Source organism: Exiguobacterium sp. s168, assembly GCF_018619035.1.
GTDB classification, from domain to species: domain Bacteria; phylum Bacillota; class Bacilli; order Exiguobacteriales; family Exiguobacteriaceae; genus Exiguobacterium_A; species Exiguobacterium_A acetylicum.
Genome location: NZ_JACSNE010000007.1, coordinates 95,985 through 120,275 on the forward strand (window position 1 = coordinate 95,985; position 24,291 = coordinate 120,275).

Annotated in this window: 24 protein-coding genes and 1 tRNA gene; 8 read left to right on the forward strand and 17 right to left on the reverse strand. The window is 48.0% G+C overall.

Features of this window, described 5'->3' with window-relative positions; translation table 11 throughout:
* Window positions 1-61: 61 nt before the first annotated feature.
* On the forward strand, window positions 62-2,494 hold the full coding sequence (locus tag KNQ15_RS06580) for a HAMP domain-containing sensor histidine kinase (protein ID WP_214728425.1): 2,433 nt from the start codon (window positions 62-64) through the stop codon (window positions 2,492-2,494).
* Window positions 2,495-2,555: 61 nt separating this feature from the next.
* Here the strand turns inward: KNQ15_RS06580 and wrbA are convergent, their stop codons facing one another.
* Window positions 2,556-3,158 carry an NAD(P)H:quinone oxidoreductase gene (gene wrbA / locus KNQ15_RS06585; protein ID WP_023469582.1) on the reverse strand — a complete coding sequence of 201 codons (603 nt, stop codon included), beginning with the start codon at window positions 3,156-3,158 and terminating at the stop codon, window positions 2,556-2,558.
* Between the two features lie 225 nt (window positions 3,159-3,383).
* Here wrbA and KNQ15_RS06590 point away from each other — a divergent pair, with 225 nt between their 5' ends.
* Complete coding sequence (locus KNQ15_RS06590; protein WP_214728427.1) at window positions 3,384-5,174, forward strand: LTA synthase family protein; 1,791 nt, start codon at window positions 3,384-3,386, stop codon at window positions 5,172-5,174.
* 111 nt (window positions 5,175-5,285) lie between these two features.
* On the opposite strand, the gene KNQ15_RS06595 is transcribed toward KNQ15_RS06590, so the two are convergent.
* The 3 genes from KNQ15_RS06595 to groES form a co-directional block, all read right to left on the reverse strand.
* Window positions 5,286-5,906 carry a LysE/ArgO family amino acid transporter gene (locus KNQ15_RS06595; RefSeq protein WP_214728429.1) on the reverse strand — a complete coding sequence of 207 codons (621 nt, stop codon included), beginning with the start codon at window positions 5,904-5,906 and terminating at the stop codon, window positions 5,286-5,288.
* Between the two features lie 141 nt (window positions 5,907-6,047).
* Complete coding sequence (gene groL, locus KNQ15_RS06600; protein ID WP_023469586.1) at window positions 6,048-7,688, reverse strand: chaperonin GroEL; 1,641 nt, start codon at window positions 7,686-7,688, stop codon at window positions 6,048-6,050.
* Between the two features lie 33 nt (window positions 7,689-7,721).
* Window positions 7,722-8,006, reverse strand: coding sequence for a co-chaperone GroES (gene groES / locus KNQ15_RS06605; RefSeq protein WP_023469587.1), 285 nt, complete (start codon window positions 8,004-8,006; stop codon window positions 7,722-7,724).
* A gap of 221 nt (window positions 8,007-8,227) precedes the next feature.
* Here groES and KNQ15_RS06610 point away from each other — a divergent pair, with 221 nt between their 5' ends.
* Together KNQ15_RS06610 and KNQ15_RS06615 are read left to right on the forward strand one after the other, a co-directional pair.
* Window positions 8,228-8,920 carry a CPBP family intramembrane glutamic endopeptidase gene (locus KNQ15_RS06610; RefSeq protein ID WP_029342812.1) on the forward strand — a complete coding sequence of 231 codons (693 nt, stop codon included), beginning with the start codon at window positions 8,228-8,230 and terminating at the stop codon, window positions 8,918-8,920.
* A gap of 21 nt (window positions 8,921-8,941) precedes the next feature.
* Entirely contained in the window at window positions 8,942-9,175 is a 234-nt protein-coding gene (locus KNQ15_RS06615; RefSeq protein ID WP_023469589.1) for a DUF4305 domain-containing protein, read from the forward strand.
* A 41-nt stretch (window positions 9,176-9,216) separates the two neighbouring features.
* On the opposite strand, the gene KNQ15_RS06620 is transcribed toward KNQ15_RS06615, so the two are convergent.
* The 4 genes from KNQ15_RS06620 to KNQ15_RS06635 form a co-directional block, all read right to left on the reverse strand.
* Window positions 9,217-9,513: a DUF2089 family protein gene (locus KNQ15_RS06620; RefSeq protein ID WP_023469590.1), complete on the reverse strand. Its 297-nt coding sequence runs from the start codon at window positions 9,511-9,513 to the stop codon at window positions 9,217-9,219.
* An 18-nt stretch (window positions 9,514-9,531) separates the two neighbouring features.
* Window positions 9,532-9,819: a hypothetical protein gene (locus KNQ15_RS06625; RefSeq protein WP_214728431.1), complete on the reverse strand. Its 288-nt coding sequence runs from the start codon at window positions 9,817-9,819 to the stop codon at window positions 9,532-9,534.
* A 180-nt stretch (window positions 9,820-9,999) separates the two neighbouring features.
* Window positions 10,000-11,295 carry a cation:dicarboxylate symporter family transporter gene (locus tag KNQ15_RS06630; RefSeq protein ID WP_214728433.1) on the reverse strand — a complete coding sequence of 432 codons (1,296 nt, stop codon included), beginning with the start codon at window positions 11,293-11,295 and terminating at the stop codon, window positions 10,000-10,002.
* A 180-nt stretch (window positions 11,296-11,475) separates the two neighbouring features.
* Window positions 11,476-12,534: an NAD(P)/FAD-dependent oxidoreductase gene (locus KNQ15_RS06635; RefSeq protein ID WP_023469593.1), complete on the reverse strand. Its 1,059-nt coding sequence runs from the start codon at window positions 12,532-12,534 to the stop codon at window positions 11,476-11,478.
* 184 nt (window positions 12,535-12,718) lie between these two features.
* Here KNQ15_RS06635 and KNQ15_RS06640 point away from each other — a divergent pair, with 184 nt between their 5' ends.
* The 4 genes from KNQ15_RS06640 to KNQ15_RS06655 all read left to right on the forward strand — a co-directional run bounded on the left by KNQ15_RS06640 (window position 12,719) and on the right by KNQ15_RS06655 (window position 16,510).
* Window positions 12,719-13,510 (forward strand): ABC transporter ATP-binding protein, encoded by a 792-nt coding sequence (locus KNQ15_RS06640; protein WP_029342815.1) that lies wholly within the window; start codon window positions 12,719-12,721, stop codon window positions 13,508-13,510.
* Window positions 13,511-13,513: 3 nt separating this feature from the next.
* Window positions 13,514-14,425: an iron-hydroxamate ABC transporter substrate-binding protein gene (locus KNQ15_RS06645; protein ID WP_029342816.1), complete on the forward strand. Its 912-nt coding sequence runs from the start codon at window positions 13,514-13,516 to the stop codon at window positions 14,423-14,425.
* Window positions 14,426-14,504: 79 nt separating this feature from the next.
* A complete protein-coding gene (locus KNQ15_RS06650; RefSeq protein WP_214728435.1) occupies window positions 14,505-15,506 on the forward strand; it encodes a FecCD family ABC transporter permease in 1,002 nt (333 codons plus the stop codon).
* Window positions 15,503-16,510, forward strand: a complete 1,008-nt coding sequence (locus KNQ15_RS06655; protein ID WP_251137617.1) for a FecCD family ABC transporter permease — start codon at window positions 15,503-15,505, stop codon at window positions 16,508-16,510. Before KNQ15_RS06650 ends, KNQ15_RS06655 begins: the two co-directional genes overlap by 4 nt.
* 53 nt (window positions 16,511-16,563) lie before the next feature.
* On the opposite strand, the gene KNQ15_RS06660 is transcribed toward KNQ15_RS06655, so the two are convergent.
* From KNQ15_RS06660 to KNQ15_RS06700, 9 genes are all read right to left on the reverse strand, one after another.
* On the reverse strand, window positions 16,564-17,031 hold the full coding sequence (locus KNQ15_RS06660) for a hypothetical protein (protein WP_214728437.1): 468 nt from the start codon (window positions 17,029-17,031) through the stop codon (window positions 16,564-16,566).
* Window positions 16,998-17,507 carry a hypothetical protein gene (locus KNQ15_RS06665; RefSeq protein WP_214728439.1) on the reverse strand — a complete coding sequence of 170 codons (510 nt, stop codon included), beginning with the start codon at window positions 17,505-17,507 and terminating at the stop codon, window positions 16,998-17,000. The genes KNQ15_RS06660 and KNQ15_RS06665 overlap by 34 nt, the downstream gene beginning before the upstream one ends.
* Window positions 17,508-17,520: 13 nt before the next feature.
* Window positions 17,521-17,973, reverse strand: a complete 453-nt coding sequence (locus KNQ15_RS06670; protein ID WP_214728441.1) for a hypothetical protein — start codon at window positions 17,971-17,973, stop codon at window positions 17,521-17,523.
* 122 nt (window positions 17,974-18,095) lie between these two features.
* Window positions 18,096-18,254 (reverse strand): hypothetical protein, encoded by a 159-nt coding sequence (locus KNQ15_RS06675; RefSeq protein WP_014971497.1) that lies wholly within the window; start codon window positions 18,252-18,254, stop codon window positions 18,096-18,098.
* 127 nt (window positions 18,255-18,381) lie between these two features.
* Window positions 18,382-22,128 (reverse strand): S8 family serine peptidase, encoded by a 3,747-nt coding sequence (locus KNQ15_RS06680; RefSeq protein ID WP_214728443.1) that lies wholly within the window; start codon window positions 22,126-22,128, stop codon window positions 18,382-18,384.
* 224 nt (window positions 22,129-22,352) lie between these two features.
* Window positions 22,353-22,428 (reverse strand) — tRNA-Ala (locus tag KNQ15_RS06685).
* A 104-nt stretch (window positions 22,429-22,532) separates the two neighbouring features.
* Complete coding sequence (gene tatC, locus KNQ15_RS06690) at window positions 22,533-23,312, reverse strand: twin-arginine translocase subunit TatC (RefSeq protein WP_029342824.1); 780 nt, start codon at window positions 23,310-23,312, stop codon at window positions 22,533-22,535.
* A gap of 7 nt (window positions 23,313-23,319) precedes the next feature.
* Window positions 23,320-23,517: a twin-arginine translocase TatA/TatE family subunit gene (locus KNQ15_RS06695; RefSeq protein ID WP_029342825.1), complete on the reverse strand. Its 198-nt coding sequence runs from the start codon at window positions 23,515-23,517 to the stop codon at window positions 23,320-23,322.
* Complete coding sequence (locus KNQ15_RS06700) at window positions 23,517-24,176, reverse strand: redox-sensing transcriptional repressor Rex (protein WP_023469604.1); 660 nt, start codon at window positions 24,174-24,176, stop codon at window positions 23,517-23,519. Before KNQ15_RS06700 ends, KNQ15_RS06695 begins: the two co-directional genes overlap by 1 nt.
* Window positions 24,177-24,291 lie beyond the last annotated feature (115 nt).

Here is a 24,291-nt window from a genome sequence, read left to right on the forward strand (position 1 = left end):
CCAACGTAATACATCTAATCGACGCTTTCCACACATACACAAAGGAGCATCCATAATCCATATGCGAAAATGGTTCAATCAAAAGATCAGCCGACAGATCATGTCTTCGTTTTACCTGATTCTCATTGCCCTATCCATCTCATCCATCACCGCCTATTTTTATACGAATCATCAGGTCGCACAGGCGAAACAAGAACTCGATGCGATTAGTGTGCGCGAAGACCGGGCGACAAAACTTTGGGATGATTGGCAGTCCCTCCAGTACGAAATGCGCGGTTATATCGTCTTCGGAGATGACGCGGTACTTGACGTCATCGATGAGAAAAAAGCGTCACTTGAACAACAGACCGCTTGGTTCGAGAAAAATCGTCTGTACAAAGCCGATGAAGTCTATGCGTCGGATATTCGGTCGCTCTATAATTCCTACGCGAACTTCGTGATGCCAAGCTTGATTAAATACGTCCAAGCGAAACAAGCTGGGACGATCGACGAAACGTTTTTGCAGATGCCGAGTCTGAAGGCGATGATGCCTGAAGCACCACGCGATCCCAATCGGAAATTCAAGATGAATGCCTCGAACAGTGAGACGATGCGTAAAAGCGTCAACACGATGGAGAGTACATTCACAAGCTACCGAAGTAGTCTCCGCGCGAAAGAACTCGGTGCGAAAGAGCAACTCGTCACGCAGACGAAGTATGCGGAGTGGATCTGGCTCGTCAATCTACTCGTTCTGTTCCTTGTCATCTTGTTGATCGTCCGCCCGTTCATCGAACGGACGACGCGACAAATTCATCTCCTCAGCAAGGAAAGTAAACTGCTTGCGAGTGGTGAACATACGTTACCATTGATTCCACTCAACCGTGCCGATGAAATTGGAGAACTGAGTAAATCATTCCATCAAATGGCGACCGCGTTGATCGAAAACAAACACCAATTGATGTCAACGAACGTCAATTTGGAAGATGCCTTGAAATTGACGCAACGGAACGAATCCCACTTGCGTCTACGGAACCAATTGACGGAAACACTCGCATCACGTGATAGCATCAGCGCTTACCCTGCGGTCATCCAAAAGATGGTCGAGATTACGAATGCGACGCAAGGTGCCTTGATTTTCAAGGATGGTACGAAAGTGATCGACATCGTCTTTTATCCAAAGACGAATCTCGCGACCGAAGACTGGATGCCGACGATCGAACCTTTACTACGTGAAGCACGACAGGATAAACGACCGCATACACAATTCGAACACGAAGTCGCACGTGCCGTCACACCGGTTCTGGATCCGAGTCAAAACGAGATCATCGCCTATATTTTCTTATCTCGTGATCAAGCTCCGTTTGATCGTTACGAGCAGGAAGAATTAGCTGCCTTTGCGCGACAACTGGCATTGTCGCTCCTACGGATGCGGACGTTTGATGAGATTGAACGCGAACGAGAGAAAACGGCGCGACTGATGAACTCGATTCGTGAATCGATCGTGTATATCGAACCAGACGGTGACATTCAGTTGATCAACCGACCGCTCCTCGATCTGTTTGATCATCCAATTGATGAGAGCATCGATGAGAACGGACTGATGAACATCACACCGTCTGTCGTTCAACTCAAACATCGCGTGGATCAACTACCGGAATTCGAACGTTACTTGAAAAAGACATTCGTTCAGCGGGAAATCGGCGAAGGGATCACCTTCTCGATTGATCACGAGCGCCGCTTCATCAAGACATACTCAGAGAGTATCCATTATGGCGGACAGTTCCGCGGCATTCTGCTCGTTTTACGTGACGTGACGAACGAAGTCGAAATTGACCGGATCAAAAACGAACTCGTCTCGACGATTTCGCATGAACTCCGGACACCGCTCTCGTCGATCTATGGCTTTACTGAACTGATGATTCAACGAGATTTACCTCCGAAACGCCAGAAGAAGTATTTAGAGGCTGTCCACTCGGAAACAGAACGTTTATCGCTGTTGATCAACGACTTCCTCGACTTGCAACGAATGGAAGCGAACCGTCAGGAATACGAGATGGCGCCATTCGATATCGTTGCGATGATTCGCGATTTGAAACAGTTGCACAGTCTGTCGTCGTCATCACACGCGATTCAGATTTCACGAAACGTCGAACCGTTGATCGTCGAAGGAGATGCGAAGAAGATTCGCCAACTGTTCAGTAACTTGATCAACAATGCAATCAAATACTCACCGGCTGGTGGGACGATCCAGATTCAGCTGACGCGACAAGAGACACGCGTCACGGTTGCGATTCAAGATAACGGAATCGGGATCCCTGCTTCCGCAATGAGTAATCTATTCCAAAAATTCTATCGCGTCGACAACTCGGATACCCGCCAAATCGGTGGTACCGGACTTGGACTCTCGATCTGTCGCGAAATTGCCCGAGGACACGACGGAGAGATTCACGTCGAATCGATTGAAGGACAAGGATCGACATTCACGGTCGAACTACCGCTTACGCAAACGACATGATGCATACGAAAAAGCGCCGGAATGCGAATCAGCATTCCGGCGCTTTTTGAGTTAGGTAATGTTATGAGTTGAGACGGCTTGCCACTTCAACCGTCCGTTTCGCTTGATGGCGTACAGCCGGTTCGACCGATTCGACCATGTTGCCGTCTTGGTCGACAGTGACTGATGTACCATATGGATTTCCGCCGGCTGCGAACAAGACAGGATCCGAATAACCTGGTGCCGCAACGATCGCACCCCAGTGGAACATCGTCGTATAGACTGCGAGAACAGTCGCTTCCTGACCGCCATGCGGATTCTGTGCCGACGACATCGCACTGACGACTTTATTGACGAGTTTGCCTTGTGCCCACAGTCCGCCTGTCGTGTCGAGGAACTGTTGGAATTGACCCGGAACATGACCGTAACGTGTTGGGACACTGAAGATGATTGCATCTGCCCAGTCGAGTAGATCTGGTGTCGCTTCTTCAATATCACGTGTGGCATCCGCATGCTTTTGCCACAACGGGTTCGAAGCGATCGCTTCTGCTGGTGCTGTCTCCTTAATTTTCGCAAGGCGGACTTCTGCTCCTGCTGCTTCTCCCGCTTCTTTTGCCCATGAGGCAAGTTGATGGTTCGTTCCGGTTGCGCTGTAATAGATGACCGCTAGTTTCACGTTTGACATGACTTCGCTCCTTTTTTAAAAGACAGTGACGGACAATGAACGTACACGCTTTCTATTCCCGCTTTCCAAGCAAATTAACGTCAATTGTTTGAATTCAAGAGAAAATATAGACCTATTTTCGACTACATCATGGAACGAGCGCACATGGCTGTCCACATCTGAGCGTTCCACCATCAAATGTTTAGGGTAAAGACTGTGTGACGACACACGTAAGGAGTACTGACCATGGCAATTCGCTACACCCTTTATCTGTTACTCGGCATGCTGAAGTTCATGCTGTTTAGTTATTTTACAAAAACTGACCTTTCGCTCCATTTAACACTGATGAACCTTGCCGGTATGCTGATCCTGTCGAGCTGGACGTTACTGATCCCGTGGAATAAACGCCGCTGGGTCTGGCTCGGTCTACTGCTGGCGCACAGTTTTCTACTTGCTTCCGACATGTGGTACTACCGTTACTTCGAGGACTTCCTCTCTGTCTCGCTCCTCTCACAGATGACGCAGATGAGTGACGTCAGTAGCGGCTTCACCGCTTTGATCGTACCGCAAGACTTCCTTTTGTTCGCCGATAGTTTGATTTTCGTCCTACTGCTCTTTATTTTCCGCAAACGACCGGAAGTGACGACGGCAAAAGCACGCCGCCGGACGTCTGGAATCCTTGCAGTCAGTGGCATCATTTTGTCTGCCTCACTGCTGACCTACCGGACGCTAACGGAAGATCGTCAACCGACGGCAACGATCTCCGATATGCGTGACTATTACCTATTCGGCTTTTGGGGTTATCACGGGTGGGATGTGTTCAAAGGCGTGACCGGACGACCGAGTGACGGACTGACGGCACAGGAGCAACAGCGCATCAATCAAAAGGAACAGACGAATCCGACGGGTCCGAAGCAAACACCGAATATCATTCTGGTGCAGCTCGAGTCGTTCCAAGCTTCAGTCATCGACCAAACCATCAACGGCGAAGAAGTGACGCCGAACCTGAATCAGTTGAAAAAGGAATCGCTCTACTTCTCGTCGCTCTACCACCAGACGCATGAAGGACGAACTTCGGACGCCGAGTTCATTACGAACACCTCACTTTATCCATTAAAATCAGGCTCCGTCTATACGCAATACCCGACGAATGAATTCGAGCCGCTCCCTGCATTACTTGAGAAAAACGGATACGATACGGCAGCGATGCATGCCTACGAAAAAGGTTTTTGGAATCGTGACGATGTCTACAAGAACATCGGTTTTAAGCACTTCTTCAGCCAAAAGGATTATTCAAAAGAGAAGAAAATCGGAATGGCGCTGAACGATCAGCAGTTCTTCCTCGAATCGATTGATCACATGGAGACGCTGCAAGAACCGTTCTTCTCGTTTTTAGTTGCGTTGACGAGTCATACTCCGTATGAGATCGACAAGGAAGACCAGACGCTTGATCTGTCCGGTTATGAGGATCCAATGCTGAAACGATATTATCAGACTGTCCATTACGTCGATACCGGTATCGGGAAGATGATTGACGAATTGAAACAACGGGATCTTTGGGATCAATCCCTCGTCATCTTTTATGGCGATCACGATAGCGGACTCGTCAATGAAGACAGTGAGATGCGCAAAAAAGCGGATGTCTCGTCTCCGGTTGCTGCCTTTGAACTCGAGCGCCGCATCCCGCTCTTCATCAAAAAACCCGACCAGCAAACCGGTCGGGTCATGAAAGAGAATGGCGGACAAATTGATATCGCACCAACGATCATTGACTTATTGAATCTCAAGACGTCCTATATGATGGGACAATCCCTCGTCGACGACAAACCGAATCTGACGGGCTTCCGCGATGGTTCGTTCCGCTACAAGGACTATTACTATGAAGCGGATTTGACGAAAGCCTCCGGTGAAGGCACCTGCTATGACGTGTCGACTGAGAAAAAAACCGAGATGAAGTTCTGTCGCAATCAGGTGAAAGATGTGAGCGAACAATTAAAGATATCGGATAAGATTATTGAAGAGAATGAGCTGAAGTAATCGCATCGTGTCTAATTTTCTAAAAAGCCAACAAGCCTGACTTTTTTCACGTCTCTTGAGGAGTCAAGCTTGTTGGTCTATTTGTGTTTCATTATTAATCTTCAAGTCTTTTTAAATTGCTTCTAGTGCAAACTGAATCAATTGATACGAGAGCCAAAACATCAAACAACCGATTCCAAAATCTAATACTTTCCAAGCCATCGGTTTTTTAAATACAGGCATTAACCATCTCGCCCCGTATCCTAAACCAAAAAACCAGACAAAGGAGGCAATCAAAGCTCCGATCAAGAAATTAACTTTTTGATCAAATGTCAAAGTCCCAGCTATGCCACCGATGATGACGACCGTATCTAAATACACATGTGGATTTAAAAGTGTAATCGCTAATGTGAGTAAGATTGTTTTGGGAATGGTCATGATTTTAGGAGCTGTTGAAACATCCATTGTGTGTGATGACGAAAATGCACTACGAAAAGATTTGAATCCGTATAGGAGTAGAAATAGTCCTCCAACACTCGCAAGACCAACATTTGCAAACGTATTATTCTTAATGACGGTACCAATCCCTAGTACGCCCATGCACATCAACAACACATCGCATAAAAAACAAACTAGCGCTACCCAGAAAATATTATTCCTTAATAAGCCTTGTTTAAGGACAAAAGCGTTTTGAGCACCGATTGCGACGATAAGCGTACCTGATGTTACTATGCCTTTTAAAATTTCATTCACTTGACGTCTCCTCTTTCATTATCTTTATCTCTAAACTGATGAGTGGTGCTTATGTAATTCTTTCAACTATTAAGTATACTATCGTAAATAAAAAGTACCGAACCCTATTTATTAGGATTCGGTACTTACAGATGAAATAGCTTACATCATTCCGCCCATTCCACCCATGCCGCCCATATCAGGCATTGCAGGAGCAGATCCGGCTGGTTCTGGTTTATCAGCGATGACGGCTTCCGTCGTTAAGAACATCGCTGAAACGGACGCCGCGTTTTGAAGTGCTGAACGCGTCACTTTCGCTGGGTCGACGATTCCTGTTTCAATCATGTCGACATACTCGTCTGTTGCCGCATTGTAGCCCATTCCTGGCGCTTCATGCTTGAGACGCTCGACGATGACTGAACCTTCTTGACCCGCGTTTTCCGCGATTTGACGAAGTGGTGCTTCGAGTGCGCGAAGAACGATGTTGACGCCTGTTGCTTCGTCGCCTGTTGAGACTGACAGAATCGATTCGACGGCTTTCGTGACGTGAATGAGAGCTGTTCCCCCACCTGCTACGATGCCTTCTTCGACTGCTGCGCGTGTCGCGTTGAGTGCATCTTCAATTCGGAGCTTACGTTCTTTCAGTTCTGTCTCCGTTGCTGCCCCGACTTTAACGACGGCTACGCCGCCTGCGAGTTTCGCCAAACGCTCTTGTAATTTCTCGCGATCGAAGTCACTTGTCGTTTCTTCGATTTGCGCACGGATCGTCCCGACGCGTGCTTCGATTGAATCGCCGTGTCCGTGACCTTCGACGATCGTCGTGTTGTCTTTTGAGACGACGACTTTCGACGCACGACCGAGTTGCGTGATTTGTGTTTCCTTGAGATCAAGACCGAGGTCTTCTGTGATCAATTCTGCGCCTGTGACGATCGAGATGTCCTCAAGCATCGCTTTCCGGCGGTCACCAAAGCCTGGTGCTTTAACTGCTACCGCGTTGAACGTACCACGGAGTTTGTTGACGACGAGTGTCGCAAGTGCTTCGCCTTCGACGTCTTCCGCAATGATGAGGAGGGGTTTGTTTTGTTGAACGACTTGCTCAAGAACCGGAAGAATCTCTTGGATGTTCGAGATCTTTTTGTCCGTGACGAGGATGTATGGGTTCTCAAGGACCGCTTCCATCTTGTCTGAATCCGTGATCATGTATGGTGACGCGTAACCACGGTCGAACTGCATTCCTTCGACGACGTCGAGTTCTGTCGTGAAGCCACGTGATTCTTCGATCGTGATGACACCATCTTGACCAACACGTTCCATCGCTTCCGCGATCAATTGACCGACTTCTTCGTCTGCTGCTGAGATCGCTGCGACTTGGGCGATTGCTTCTTTACCCTCAATCGGTTTAGCGATCGTGTGCAATTCTTCGACGGCACGACGGACCGCTTTTTCGATTCCTTTACGGATGACCATCGGGTTTGCGCCCGCTGTGACGTTTTTGAGACCTTCGCGAATCATCGCTTGTGCGAGGACTGTCGCTGTTGTCGTACCATCCCCTGCGATCTCATTCGTTTTCGAGGCAACTTCTGCAACGAGTTTTGCACCCATGTTCTCGAAGTGATCTTCGAGTTCGATTTCTTTTGCGATCGTTACACCATCATTCGTGATGAGTGGTGAACCGAACTTCCGCTCAAGAACGACGTTGCGTCCTTTTGGTCCGATCGTGACTTTGACTGCATCCGCTAATGCGTCGACCCCGCGGAGCATTGCCCGACGTGCTTCTTCACTGAATAAAATGTCTTTTGCCATGACTGAAATCCCCCTTGTAAATGATTGAACAGATTACTCGGCTACTGCCAAAATATCGCTTTCGCGTAAAATTAAGTATTCATTGCCGTCGACTTTGACTTCCGAACCGGCATATTGTGCATAAATGACGTGATCTCCGACACTCACTTCAAGTGGTACACGTACGCCTTGCTCTGTCACACGGCCTGTACCGACAGCGACGACTTTACCCTCTTGTGGTTTTTCTTTCGCTGACCCAGGAAGAACGATTCCTCCGAGTGTTGTTTCTTCTTTTTTAACGACTTCGATCACGATGCGATCACCAAGTGGTTTTAACATGCGAAACATCCTCCTTGAAAATGACTGTTTTTTTAGCACTCACTTTAGTTGAGTGCTAACATATTTTTATCTTATACGCTTTCTCTCCTGAATTCAAGCCTGAACCTTTATCCGTTTTCCCGAAATCGACACCTTTGAATCATCGTCAATCGTGCGCCAAGACCGTTTGTTTGTTACAATCGGGACAGTACCTTCATTACAAAGGAGTTGTGTCCTGTACGATGAAAAATCCAATCAGTCTGCCTTTCCTGATGGCGGAGAAGTGGCAAAAGCGTCATGTCATCCCGATCATCATCTATCTGATCGTCCAATTGGTTCCGGGTTCGTTCCAGTATTTCCTTCCGAAGAATGTCATTGCTGACGTCGCCGGTTGGTGGCTTGCGATCGGCTTTACGGTCGCTGTCATCGTCTCCTACTACTGCTTGCGCCCCGATTGGCAGAAGTGGAAGGCAGAGGGACGTCAAACCGATCCGATGGATACGTTGAAATGGATCGGAATCGGGATCGTGCTCTTGTATGCGCTCTTGATCAGCGTCAATTTGATTGATGCCTGGATGGCAGGCGGGATCGAAAATGTCGCGAAATCGCAAAATACGGATCAGATCATCCAAGCGATCCAAGTCATCCCACTCCTGCAAGTCATGGTCGTCTTGCTTGGACCGATCATGGAAGAGTTCTTGTTCCGGCATATCCTGTTCGGCAATCTCTCCTCGAAGCTCGGTTTCTTCTTCAGCTTCATCTTGACGGGTGCCTTGTTCGGACTGATTCACCAAGACAACAAATTTTTAATCTATGTCGCGATGAGTTTTGTCTTCTCGCTCGTCTTCGTCAAGACGCGCCGGATCATTGCTCCGATCGCCATCCATGTCTTTAACAACGGAATCGTCGTACTCGCCATCTACGCGATGTCTTAATTTACGAAAGGTCGTGTTTTCATGCGTCAAAGCTCGAACTTCATGGCAGTGTTCTATGCCATATTCGGTATTCTCTTCATGTTCCTTGCTTACAACAATTCAGTCGAGGCAGGAACGGTCTTCAACTTCTGGACGATCCTGTTGACATTGTTCGCCGCGATCGACTTCTACCGTCTCTACTTGATCTTCCGCTTCCGCGCAGCAGCAAAGAAGATGATCAAGAAGGAACAGGACAAAAAGAACGACAAACAATAAAAAAACGAGATTTCCGTCAGACGGGAATCTCGTTTTTTGGTTTATTCTTTCGCTTGACCTTTGCGGTAGGAATCGATGATCGTCTTCGCCACATCGAGACTCAACCGCTCATCTAAGACCAAGTTCTTGATCATATTGACGAACTCGACATCCTCCTGCTGCACCGAATCAATCCGCTCAATCAACTGGTTCAACTTCGCCCGGACGGTCGGATAGGATACTTGATAAGCCGTTGCCATATCCTTCAACGAACCAGAGCTCAAGACGAACTTCCGGATGAACTCGAGATGCTCCTGTTCGAGTGCCAGTACCCAAGCGGGCACGTCTTGTCGTTCCATCGTGTTCCCTCACTTCTCTTACAAATCTTGAATCTCCATTCGTTCTTTTTCACGCTTCAGTTGCTTACGGCGCGAGTCGATACCCATCTCAGCCATTGAGATCATTAAACATATACCGGCAAACGTTCCCATCCGAATCACCGATTTTCGATCCGCTGAGTGTGATCCTGTTCCGAAATACCAGTAAATTCCAAGACTAATGATGATCGCTGGAATGATGAGGCTCCAGACTCTTCCGCGTCTTGCTAAGTAAAATTGTACGATACAGACTGTGACAATACCAATGACGATTCCTACCATTTGCATCCTATCGCCTCTCCCTTATGATTATATCAATAATATTAACTTTAAAATAAATAATATTCAACATTATTTTAACTATAATCAAAAATAAGCGATTTTCTTTAAAAATAATCGACTTTAATCTATTTTCAGGAACGAAAAAAGAAGGACTGACGATTCAGTCCTTCCTTGTATTTACGACAATCACGCACTGCGGACGTCGTCTTTTTTACCTTCTGTCGACATGAATGTCTCGAGTTGGTCTTCGTCCAGAACACCTTCCCACTTCGCGATGACGAGTGAAGCGAGCGTGTTTCCTGTGACGTTGACGACCGAGCGCATCATATCCATGATTCGGTCAATCCCCGCGATGAAGGCAAGTCCTTCTGCCGGGATACCGACCGTACCGAGTGTTGCGAGTAAAACGACGAAGGAGACGCCAGGAACGGCAGCCATCCCTTTTGATGTCAGCATTAAGACGAAGACAAGCGTCAGCTGTGTTCCGATCGAGAGATCAATCCCGTACATCTGTGCGATGAACAAGGCTGCGAGCGCTTGATAAAGCGCAGATCCATCAAGGTTAAACGAATAACCCGTCGGTACGACAAAGCTAACGATTGATTTCGGAACACCCATCTTCTCGAGTTTTTCCATGACCCGTGGCAGTACCGTCTCAGACGATGCCGTCGAATACGTCAGCAATAACTCGTCCTTGAAGATACGCGTGAAATCAGAAACACGAATGCCGACCCACTTCATGATGGCACCGAAGACGATCACCATGAAAAGAAGCGCTGTGACGTATAATGTCGCAATCAGTTTAAACAATGAACCGAGCGATTCAATTCCGAACGTCGAGACCGTGACACCGATCAAGGCGAAGACACCGATCGGCGCGAATTTCATGACGATGTTAACGAGATTGAACATCGCTGCTGCGACGCCTTCAAAGAAACGAACGACCGGTTGGCCCTTCTCTCCTGCAAAACCGACACCGAGTCCGAATAAGACCGAGAAGAAAATGATGGCAAGCATATCACCGCGGACCATCGCGTCCAAGATGTTCGTCGGGACGATGTTGACGATTTTGTCGACGAGTCCTGCATCTTGTGTCGTCTCTTCCGTTTCGACATACGTCGAGATGTCCGTTTTATCAAGTGTCGACATGTTAATACCAGCACCCGGTTCAACGAGATTGGCTGCGAACAGCCCCGTGAAAATCGCGATCATCGTTACGATCGTGAAGTAACCGAGTGTCTTGACGCCGAGACGTCCGAGACTTTTCGGACTACCGACTGATGAGACACCGAGAACGATCGTCGTAAAGACGATCGGAACGACGATCATTTTCATCATCCGGATAAAGATGTCACCGATTGGCTTAAGCCACTCCGCGACATGGGGATTCCCATAAAATACACCACCGACTGTGATCCCGAGAATCAAGCCGATTAAAATTTGCCAGGCAAGGCCAATTGGCTTACGTTTCGTAGTTGTCATACCCTTCCTCCTTATTACATCCGTCTTACTTGTATCCTACATGTAGTGGAACATAAGTAGAATTTTGTCCTAAATACAGTACGTTGTCAAATCGTTCTGTTATAGTACAAAAATGAAATTCATACAAAAAAACGTCCAAAATCCGCTTGTTTCCAAGCATTTTGGACGTTTAAACATTATTCAAGATTGTTGATTGACGCGTTCCTCAATCAACGCACGATTGCGTTTTTTAAAGACTTCGTTATGTGACGAGACCATCGCCACTTTTGGCGCTTCCGGCTCAATGAAGCGTTTTGCCCGGTTGACGGCATTCGCCGCATCTTGAAAGGCACCTGAGATCAAATGGACCTTCCCGTCGTGTGAAAGAATATCTCCGGCAGCATATAGTCCCGGTACACTCGACTCGCTCGCCGCGTTCCCCGCGATATAGAAGTCATCGACCCGTGCGATATCGAGATCACAGGCGTCAAGCAGTGCCGCGTCCTGCTCGTAGCCGTGATTGATGATGACTTCATCAATTGGAATCTCAACGATTTCCTCTGTTTGACAGTCGATCAATTCGACCGATGCGATCCGTTGATGATCAGGACTTGCGATCAGCTTGTGAATCGTCGTATTAAGGAGACAGACAGCAGAACTTTTGACGAGCTGGTCGACTTGCGCCTCGTGCCCCGAGAAACAATCCCGGCGATACGTGACGTAGACTTTTTTTGCGACCGGTTCGAGCTCGTTCGCCCAGTCGATCGCAGAGTTTCCACCACCTGAGACGATGACGGTCTTTCCTTTAAAGCGTTCAATCGATTTGACCGTATAGTTCAAGTTCGACACTTCAAAGCGTTCCGCACCTTCGACTTTTAATTTTTGTGGATTGAGGATGCCGCCGCCTACCGCGACGATGACTGTCTTCGAATAATGGATCCGACCCGATTCTGCTTCTAAGACGAAGTTGCCGAAGACGTCTTTTGCGATCGAGATGATCTTTTCATTCAATTGAACAGTCGGTTGGAACGTCAGTCCTTGTTCGACGAGTTGAGCCATGAGTTTTTCACCAGTGATCGGTGGCTGTCCGCCGACGTCCCAGATCATCTTTTCCGGATAAACGTGCAATTTTCCTCCGAGTTCTGCTTGATACTCAATCAATTTCGTCTTCATGCCCCGAAGACCACTATAGAACGTCGAATATAACCCTGCAGGTCCTCCGCCGATGATCGTTACGTCGAACAACTCCTGTTCCCTCATCTCACTCACTCCTCATCTTTGATTACGATTGATTATCATTCTCACTCCCTCATGATAACGTGAACATCTCTTGAACACAAGAAAAAATGTTGACAGCGTTTTTATAGGACTGGTATGGTTAATGAGACGATAGTGATAATCATTATCATTGAAAACGGAGAGAACAACGAAGGAGTCGTCGCGTATGGTACGTCTAGCAACAGAAGAAATCAATATCGGCTACGGTGATCGTCCCATCGTCAAAGACTTGTCCGTCCAAATTCCCGATCGACAAATCACGACAATCATTGGGGCGAACGGATGTGGCAAATCGACTTTATTGAAAGCGATGACACGGATCATTCCTCATCAATCAGGACGTGCATTGCTCGATGGTCTCGATATCGCCAAGGAAAGCACGAAGCTACTTGCCCGGAAAATGGCTATTCTGCCACAAACTCCAGAGAGCGCAAGTGGTCTGACGGTCGCAGAGCTCGTCTCATACGGTCGTTTCCCGTACCAAAAAGGATTCGGACGCTTGACGAAACACGATTACGAGATCATCGATTGGGCACTCGAAGCAACGGATACGATGGCATTCAAACACCGTCCGGTCGATGCGCTGTCGGGTGGTCAACGTCAACGGGTCTGGATTGCAATGGCACTCGCCCAAGAGACGGATATCATCTTCCTCGATGAACCGACGACTTATCTTGATCTCGCCCACCAACTCGAGGTGCTCGAACTGCTCGAGCATCTCAACCGGACCGAAGGACGGACGATCGTCATGGTCCTGCATGATTTGAATCAAGCGGCACGGTTCGCCGACTATATCATCGCCATGAAAAACGGCGAAGTCGTCAAAGCCGGGACGTGTGAGGAAGTCATCGCAAAAAACGTCTTACAAGAAGTATTCCATATCGATGCTGAAATCGGACGCGATCCGCGTACGAACAAGCCGATGTGTATCACCTACAACTTAATTAAGGGAGATTAAATCATGAAGAAACTACTTTTACCGGTTTTACTCATTCTCACGCTCGTCATCGCAGCGTGTGGCAATACAGAGAAGAAGGACGATGCAGCATCTGGGTCGAAAAACGAGACGATCACGTATAAATCGGAGAATGGCGACGTCAAAGTTCCGGCTAATCCAAAACGTGTCGTCGTCCTCGCTGGGTTCGCTGGTAACGTCATGGCACTCGACGTTCCTGTCGTTGGTGTCGATTCGTGGTCAAAAGCGAATCCGAAGTTCGACAAACTCAAAGATGTCACGGAAGTATCGGAAGAGAACGTTGAAAAAATCATCGAACTCGAACCCGATTTGATCATCGGCTACTCAACAACGAAAAACCTCGATAAAATTAAAAAGATTGCTCCGACGGTCACGTACACATACGGAAAAGTCGACTACTTGACGCAACATATCGAAATCGGTAAATTGCTCAACAAAGAGCAAGAAGCACGCGACTGGGTCAAAGACTTCAAAACACGCGCTGCTGCTGCCGGTAAAGACATCAAAGCAAAAATCGGTGAAGATGCTACTGTTTCTGTCATCGAAAGCTTCGATAAACAACTCTACGTCTTCGGCGATAACTGGGGTCGTGGAACAGAGATTCTCTACCAGGAAATGAAATTGAAAATGCCGGATAAAGTCACGAAGATGGCATTAAAAGACGGATACTATGCATTGTCACCAGAAGTCCTTCCTGAATACGCAGGCGACTACCTCGTCTTCAGTAAGAGTGCGGAAGCGGACAACTCATTCACGAAAACGGATACGTTCAAGAACATTCCAGCCGTCAAAAACGATCGTGTCTTCGAAGTCGATTCGAAGGAATTCTACTTCAACGATCCGCTCACACTCGAACGTCAACTCGAGTTCTTCAAGAAAAGTTTCCTTGGCGCATAATGAATAAGGGAGGGAACCTGCGGGATTCCTCCCCTTTTTTTGTGTCTCACTCACTGAATCAGAAATGGAGGCGACATTCATGTCAGCTGGTCGAATTCCGTTCGGCATTAAAATCACACTCGGTCTCGTCCTCTTTTTCGGGATGTTCTGGATCGCAATGACGTTCGGTGCCGCCGATACGACGACGCGCGAAGTCTGGAACGCTTTGACGTTCGGACCGTTGAATGAAAAAGCAAAAATCGTCCAGGAAATCCGCTTGCCACGGGAACTGGCAGCGATCCTCGTCGGAGCAGCACTCGGTGTCTCAGGTGCCATCATGCAAGCAATGACACGCAATCCTCTCGCCGATCCCGGTCTGCTCGGTTTGACGGCGGGTGCGAATGCAGCACTGGCGCTCGTCATCGTCCTGTTCCCGAAAATTGACTACTTCGGAATCATGATCGCGTGTTTCGTCGGAGCAGCACTCGGGGCAGCACTTGTCTTTGGAATCGGGGCTTCGAAAAAAGGCGGCTTCTCACCGCTCCGGATCGTCCTTGCCGGTTCCGCGATCTCAGCTTTTCTATACGCGATTGCAGAAGGAATCGGGATCTACTTCAAGATTGCCCAAGATGTCTCACAATGGACGTCTGGTGGACTCGTCGGATCGACATGGGGACAACTGCAAATCATTGCTCCGGTCATCGCAATTGGAATCGTGATCGCGTTCATCTTCTCACGACAATTGACGATTCTCAGTCTATCGGAAGAAGTCGCGCTCGGACTCGGACAGAACATCCAGCGAATCAAGGCGGTGCTTTACGTCGTCGTCATCCTGCTTGCCGGTGCTGCTGTTGCCCTCGTCGGCAACATGGCATTCATCGGGCTGATGATTCCGCATATCGTCCGTGCGATCGTCGGGACGGACTATCGGTTCATCCTGCCGATGACCGCGATTTTTGGTGCGACATTCATGTTGCTTGCTGACACAATTGGACGGACACTATACGCACCGTATGAGACGCCAGTCATCGCAATCGTCTCGATGCTCGGGCTACCGTTCTTCCTCTTGATCGTTCGGAAAGGAGGGCGTGCTTTCTCATGATGGAATCTCGTTTACGCCGTCGCCAGCAACTGACGTTTTGGACGTTGCTGGCACTATTGATCGCAACACTCGTCGTCAGCATCGGTCTTGGACCTGCGTCCCTCTCGTATGATCGTTTACTGCCGACGTTACTTGGAAACGGATCGTTCAAAGAGGAATTCGTCCTCTATTCGCTCCGCTTGCCCCGACTGCTCATCACCGTCATGGCAGGAATGGCGCTCGCCCTATCCGGCGCCATCTTACAAGGGATCACACGCAATGAACTCGCTGACCCTGGTATCATCGGTATCAACACAGGAGCTGGCGTCGCCGTCGCCTTGTTCTTCCTGTACTTCCCGACCGATGTCGGATCGTTCATTTACTTGTTACCGATCGCTGCCTTCTTCGGTGCACTCGTCACCGCGACAGCGATCTACCTGTTCTCGTACGACCGTGTACAAGGACTCCAACCGATTCGCTTGATTTTGACGGGTGTCGGCTTCTCGATGGCGTTATCCGGAATCATGGTCATCCTGATTTCATCGACGCGTCGTGAAAAGGTCGACTTCATCGCCAAGTGGCTCGCCGGTAACATCTGGGGGACGGACTGGATCTTTGTCTACTCGCTCTTGCCGTGGTTACTCGTCTTGATTCCGCTGACGTTCTATAAAGCGAATAAGCTCAATCTGCTTGCCTTGAATGAACCAGTCGCAATCGGTGTCGGCGTCGCGATTGAAAAGGAACGGATCCAACTCTTGTTGACAGCCGTTGCGCTCGCCGCTGCTGCCGTCTCCGTCACCGGTGGGATTTCCTTCATCGGTCTGATGGCGCCGCATATCGCCCGCGCGCTCGTTGGACCACGGCATCAATTCTTCCTACCGATTACCCTCTTACTCGGCGGCTGGTTGCTCGCGTTCGCTGATACGATTGGACGCAACGTCGCTGGACCAGACGGTGTACCGGCTGGGATTGTCGTCGCCTTGATTGGAGCACCATACTTCATCTATCTCTTGTTAAAAAAATAATCAAAAATCCGCATCAAACAGTTTCTTTCGCTGATTAATCCGGACTTTTTGCTTTAACGTTTCCACCACGCACGTTCGATTTCACCCATCGTCACGTACGCCGGATCGATTTGTTTGACTAACCGGTTCAGTCGAGTGACACCAAGACTGACTCCACCAACCCAAAAGAGGAAGATGCCAAATAAATAACCAGAGGCACTTGGAATCGACTGCATGACAAAGTAAATCAGCCCCGCCACAACATAACCGATGATTGTCAGACGAGCTACTTTTTGGACAGTTTGTTGATAGATAGTCGGTGTTAAATACGACTTCATGAGCCGTAACCGGACGATTTCTCGAGCGACTGCCGTCGCGCAAAGACAAAAGAGCATGATTGGAAGAAAGGCGGATGTAATTGCCGAAACAAACCAAGCAAATACCGCAAAAATCAATACAGGGATCAAAAAGAAATAAGCGATGACATGCACTGGACGTTTCATTAAATTTAGACGTGCTTGTCGCTCGAATAGGTGTTCCATTTCGATGTTCCTTTCTGTCTGACGAAGCGGGCTACTTCTCCGTCACTGATATAGTCCGGGTCACGCGCCCCATCGCGTCGGATGATCCATTCGCTGATGAAATAGAGCGGTGTTAAAATCGCAAAGATCGCCACAAGCATCTGCCAGAACGGTCCCTCGATCGTCTGGATGATGACGATCGTTAAGACAACGTACAGTAGGACGTGACTACCGACACGGAGTAAAAATTGCCGACGGACCTGTGCTTTTGAGATGTAGCCGTCTAAAATTTTTCGTTTTTTTAGTTGGTAGCGAAAATCGGAGCTGAGAAAAAGGGCTGGAATCGTCAAAATCAACAAGGGGATATCGGTCCACTCGATCAAGATACCGACTGTTATGAATAAGAGCACATTCCAGTACCAACGTGTGCCGAGCCACTCGACGTCCCGGTACGCGAGCGCAAGTTTTTGTAGACGTTCTTCTCGAGCCGTTTGCATAGCCTCTTCTCCTTTAGCGTGGTTTGTGGATTTCTTTTTCCGTCACATACGTGGGATCGATCTTTCGTGAAACGAACTCTAACGCTTTTCGACAGAGCCAGTAGAACGGAATGACGATGATGACGAGACCGATTAAGAAGGACGTGTTAGGTCGACCGACCGCCCAGACGATCAGACCGGCGAGTGCTCCGTATTGTAAGATGCCGATCAGTACATGTACCTGATAGAGCCGTCTTGCTGAATCCTTTGATGTATATTCTGCGACAAGCGCGAACCGCTTCCGTTGTAGTAACATGTCATAGCCAAAATACAATAACGGGACGATTATCGCATAAACCGGCTTCTCGAGTGTGTTACTCAGCGCTAAAAATGCCGCAAGCATGACCCACATGCCGGTCTTCGTCTTCTGATGCATCTCTTCGTACAGCGCCGCTAAGGCATCCGTTTGTGTATGTACGTGTTCCATGATCATCCACCTCTCTATACTGTCATATACTTACATTTTACTAAATCGGTTTCATCTGTAGTACGATTTTCGAAAAAAAAGAAGACGTCCTACCGCTTAGGGTAAGACATCTTCCGTGAAGACTACGCACTGACCTGAATGATCAGATAGATGACGCTATAGGCGACAATCGCGAGCGGTATCATCGCGACACCAATCAGCCAGCCGTTTTTGTCACGGATACCGAGGTATAAGACGAGACACCCTACGATGAAGGCGATTAAGGTCGTGAACGGATTCATGGTTGTTCCCCCTCTGACTTGTTTCTGTTCTTAAATTTCCCCCTCTCCTCGTCTCATAAACCCTTCAAGGCGCTTCGTTACATAAGAAAAGTCAGACGGATTTCCGCCTGACTATATCTTTTGTTCCTTATTTTTTCGTGATGACAACTGTTTTCGTAACAACGTGTCCACCGAGGTCCTTCAGTTTCAAGTTGTACGTGTTTTTCCCCTTCTTGAGCGTCACTTTTTTCGTGATCGTCTTTTTGAAGGCTTTCATTTTGTACGGCTCTTTGAACGTCCGGCGGTATTCCGCGCTACCGTTGAAGTCAAAACGTAACTCGCTGTAGTTATCGCGAAGAACGATCTTCATCTCAGCTGTCTTTGTTTTACTTGAAACGGTTTTTGGTGCTGTGACACGAATCGTCGGCAGTTCTGTGTCGATGATGACTTGGCGACTGAACGCAACGCGGTTCCCTTTGCCATCATACGCCTCGACTTTGAATGACTTGACGCCATCCGTCGTGTACGTCACGTCGTGGCTAAACGCATAGTTTTGTTGCGCCGCATCGAAGCGAAGTTTGACAGACTTACCGTTGATTTTGAACGATTTGATACCTGATTCATCAGAGACGTGACCTGCGATGTTGATGACTTTTGATGTCGCAAGACCAAGTGCGACTGGTGTATCGATTTGAACGTTCGGTACTGCTTTATCGACACCTGTCGTGTTGACGTCTTTTTTCACACTGTTTCCAGCATAATCCTTCACAACGAAGGCAATCTTCGCGCGCTCTGGAAGATCCGTCAACGTATACGCTTTTTCTGTTGCTGCAAGTGGTTGTTTCAAGACACTCTTACCATTGACGAGGATATCGTATGACGCGACACCTGTTCCTTGATCACCTGCTGTCCACGAGAGCGTGGATTTCGACGCATCCCATTTAACGGTCGCAGCTGGTTTTTTCGTATCAACATAGACCGGGAAGAGGTTCGACTGCCATTTTGCATTCGGATAATCGATTACCGATTTGACTTTGTAGTAGTAAAGACCATCCTTGACAGGTTTCCCGTTGATTGTTCCGTCCCAAGCAGCGCTTGTGACTGGTGTGTATCCGTCCTCTGAACCGCTATCATAGTAGTTCTTGACGACGTCCGTTTGCGTATCGAGCTTCTGAAGCGTTGCTTTGTTACGGTCAAGAATCGAGTACTCGACTTTTTTCGCATTCCGGAGGAACGAGATGATCGGGAAGGCTTCATCTGCGCTACCATCGTTGTTTGGTGAGAACGAGACTTTGTTTGCGACGACATCTCCCGCAGCGTTTGCGCCGAGGAATTCGAAGTTATCCTTCACTTCCGTCGCTAGGCCTGTCAAGCCGTAGAATGTGTTATCTTCATCGTACAATGGGGCATCTAGAATCGGAGCTTGATCCCATTTCCCTTTAAAGCCAACGTAAGGAACCGTCAATTCTGGATTCTTACTCTTCGTATCGATCAGACGGACGAATCCTTCGACGAAGTAGCCGTTCTCAAAGACTTGTTCGAGCGGAAGTTCGTTTGCCCAGTCCGTTGTATCCTTCAGATCAACCGATACACTGACTTTCGTTGAGCTCTTCGGATTAATCGAGACCGAACTTGCTTTCTTCGAGCCAACTGCGAATGAGATCGGATATGTGCCTTTGTTTGCATCCACCGTACCAATCGTTCCTTTTTTAAAGATTCCGTTTGCTTCGAGGAAGTTCGATCCTTCTGCACCGAGATCCGATTGAACCGTTCCGGCTAACTTATACGTCACTTTTTCACTGCTGTAGTTTTTCAAATCAAGTGTGAACGTGAACTTCTCGCCGACTTCCTTCAAGGATGCCTTACCTTCACCCGACTTCGTCTCTGTGACGACGACTGGTGTCTTCATAGCAGCACGAAGATCCATCAATCCAGCTCCCTCACGACGTGGAGAGTAGAAGTTGCCTGTTTTTAGCTGCGCATTGTATTTTCCTTGATCGAGTTGCGGACGCGACGTGTTCATCAAGATGTTCTTCGCGAGCTTAACGCGTGTCGCACCGTCGACTTTGAAGTCCTTCGCGATTCGTTGCATGACGAGTGCCGTTCCACCAGCAACGTGTGGTGCCGCCATCGATGTCCCACTCATGACGCCATACTCGTTATCGTTGAGCGTTGAGTAGATTTTTCCACCTGGTGCCGTGATTTCTGGCTTGAAGTCAAGGCTTGGTGTGACACCCCAAGACGTAAAGTCAGACATTTGTCCTGCGACCGGGTTATCTGCTGAGACTGCTTTTCCGTCGAACGTGACAGCGATTGCCTTGCCCTCTTTTGCTTTTGCTTCAAGATCGTTTCCGTCTGCGATGCTGAGTGTGACGAGTGGAATCGTCGGATTGTTGAGCGCCATACTGACGTAATCCCCATGATCAACTCGACCGCGGACGATGACACCTGCTGCCCCTTGCTTCTCAGCTTCTGCTTGGATCATACCGTAGTTGAAACCACCGTTACGTACGACAAAGACGACTTTTCCTTTGACGTCTTTGCCTTCGTAGTTCGAAGCTTGACCGTCACCGACATAGACGACATCCTTCTTCTCTTTATCGAAGACGGCAATCGGATTCGGTGAATCTTGTTTTTGGTATGCCAAATAACCAGCATCCTGACCGTCGATCGTCAGTGCCATGCCTTCGAGTGTCAATTTCGTATTTTCGAGTGATGCGACTTGGAGTGCTTGGCTTGTTAAACCTGGGGCACCGACGACACCGATATCCGGGTTCGCTGTGTACGGGTTACCTGCACCATGACCTGCGAATGCCGAGTTACCAGCAGAAATCGCACACAAGATGCCGTTGTTCATCGCGTTGACGATTGCGCGTTGTTCTGGATCATCTGCATTGACGAACGATGCCGTCGAACCGAGACTCATGTTGATGACATCGGCTCCGAGTGCAATCGCATCATCGATCGCTTTAATGTAGATATCGCTGAATGTCGATGGCATTCCTGGATCGTTTCCGAAGACTTTCATCGCGAGGAGCTGTGTTTCCGGCGCGACCCCTTTGATGCCACCGTTTGCTTCATCGCCGTTTGCTCCGACCGTACCCGCGACGTGCATCCCGTGCATCGATGCGCCCGCACCTAAATCACGGATTTCGCTATCATGATCGGCATAGTTATAGCCGTACGGTACTTTTTCCGTGAAATACTTTCCTTTTAATCCTTTTGTTTCTTTCGCACTATCGACTTTTGAAGAAGTCAAATCGATCTTCGTTTCTGGGCTCAGGACCATGTCCTTATGCGATGGATCGATTCCCGTATCGATGACGGCAACGATCGTTCCTTCCCCTTTAAAACCATAGTCCTGCCATGTTTCTTTTGCATTGACCATGTCCTTGCTGTACAGCATGTCTGGCTTTGCACCTTTAGCAACTTCCGGACGCGCGTATTCATGGGCGATATGTACGCTCTTGACGCCGTTAAGTTGTTTTATGTCTTCGATATCGCCGAACTTGACTTCACCACTGAATCCGTTGATGACGGTCGTGAAGCTCTCCTTATATGTAACGGGAATCGATTTTTTAGCGATGGCTGACTTGACTGATTTTTGGACGCTGACGAGGCGATCTTTGATCGACTCTTTTTCGGCATTGCTCAATGTGCTATACCGCTTGTTTTGAGCCTGGGCGATTTGAATCGCCGGTTTCTCTTCCATCTCGATGACGACACGGACTTTATCCGATTGTTTGTAGTTCTTCTCTTGCCCCGATTTCTTCAGCGAGAGCGCTTGCGGTTTTTGACCCGTTGCTTTGTCTTGCGACGACAGTGCACCTTGCGCACTGACTAGATTGGAAGACGTCATTAAGACGGCTGCCATAAGTGCAATCTTCTTCTTCATGCGTTCGTTTTCCCCTTTTCTGTAAAACCATAGTAGTACTACTGATAAAACAGTTAAACGAAAATTCTGTATATTTAGTTTAATGAATTTAATGGAAATAAACAATTTATATCTGTCTATTTTTTTAATTTATTTGTTTTTCATGACATTTTATATTTTTAAGGAATTTAACTGGGAGTAAAATAAAAACTCCTCGACGCCTCGAGGAGTTAGATATTTGGTATTGGTGGAGACTATCGGGATCGAACCGACGACCTTTTGGCTGCCAGCCAAACGCTCTCCCAGCTGAGCTAAGCCCCCATGAATTATCTTTAGTATACGCATCACTAACTGCTTTATCAATATAAAAAGAACGCTTTCACAAAAAAGAATTCCTTCCAAAATCGTCGGAAGGAATTCACGATTCATTTATTCAATTCACGCATCAAATCCGCCTGTCGTTCAAGCTCTGCCTGTTGCTCGAGGATCAAGACCTTTTTGTACGTCCGCGCAGAAATCAAGATACTGATCTCATAGAGAACGAACAATGGTACCGAGATCATCAAGTGTGACGTCACGTCCGGCGGTGCGATCAATGCCGCAACGACGAACAGCGCAAAGTACGCATATTTCCGATTCTTTCGCATGAAATATGGCGTCACGAGACCAAGACGTGTCAGGAACATCGTCACGACCGGCAATTGGAACAGAAGACCGAACGGCATCGTCAACCGGATTAAGAAACTGAAGTAGTTCTCGACTCCGATGACTTGTTCGATTCCGAGCTCTTTCCCGAGATCCGTTGAGACTTCAAGCAAGAAGGGAAGCAACCAGAAATACGAGAAGGCTACGCCAGCCAAAAACAGAAAGAAGATGACCGGAATATACGTCAATGTCGCTTTTTGCTCCTTGTCATAAAGTCCTGGTCGGACAAATGCCCAGAGTTGATACATCCAGAACGGTGACGCTAAAATCAGCGCAATGATGAACGCAAGATTCAAATACAACATTAAAGGATCGGCGACGTTGAAGGCATTCAAACCGATACCGAGCTCTTTTAAGTCCGCTTGCAAGAAGCGAACGAGCGGTCGGACGAGCGGAAATGCGACAGCGAACAGGACGACGACGATGATAAGCGACCAGACGATCCGCTTACGCAGTTCGTCAAGGTGCGACGTCATGCTTTGCTCTTGATCAACCGTCATGATTCAATCACTTCTCTTTCGGTTCGTCCTTTTTATCGTCGTCCATGATGCCGTTCGTGGCATTCTTGAACTCTTTCAATGTCTGACCCGCAGCGCGTCCGAATTCTGGTAACTTCTTCGGTCCGAAGATGATCAATGCGACGACCGCGATTAATCCGATGCTCGCTGGTCCGATACCTAGTGTGAGCGGGATAAGGTTTTCCATTATGATTTCACTCCTTCAGCTGATTGCGAATAATGCTTCATGAAATAAACTAACGACTGCAACTCGATCGATAAATCGATGTGATGGACCCGGACGCTCGCTGGCACGTTCAACCGTGCTGGCGTAAAGTTCAGGATGCCTGTCACACCATACTCGACTAACTCATCCGCTACTGACTGTGCGAACTGCGATGGAACCGTCAAGATGGCAACATCGACCTGATTCGCTTCGATTTGTTCTTTCATGTCCGAAACATGATAGATTGGAACGTCATGCGTCGTTGTTCCGACCTTCTCTTCGTCCGCATCAAACGCAACGACTATCCGAGTACTATTATTCTTTAAAAAGTTATAATTTGCAAACGCTGTTCCGAGATGACCGACCCCGATTAAGGCAACATTCGTCACCTCATCTTGATTCAATGTTTTGCGGAAAAACGTTAAGAGATGTTGAACGTTATATCCATACCCCTTCTTCCCTAATGCCCCAAAGTAGGAAAAATCGCGACGAATCGTTGCTGAATCAACCTTCACCGCCTCGCTTAACTCAGCAGAAGAGACGCGGAGCTTGCCTGAATTGTATAAACTTTGGATGAAGCGATAATATAGCGGCAACCGTTTTGCTGTCGCTTGTGGAATTTTTGTGTCTGGTCCATTCATCCTGCAGTTCCCCCTTCGGCCACATCCATCGTGGCACCCAAATCTTTGCAAAAAGCTTTCTACTCTCCTTGATTGTAAACCACTTCACATAGAGTCACAAATAATATATTCCGCA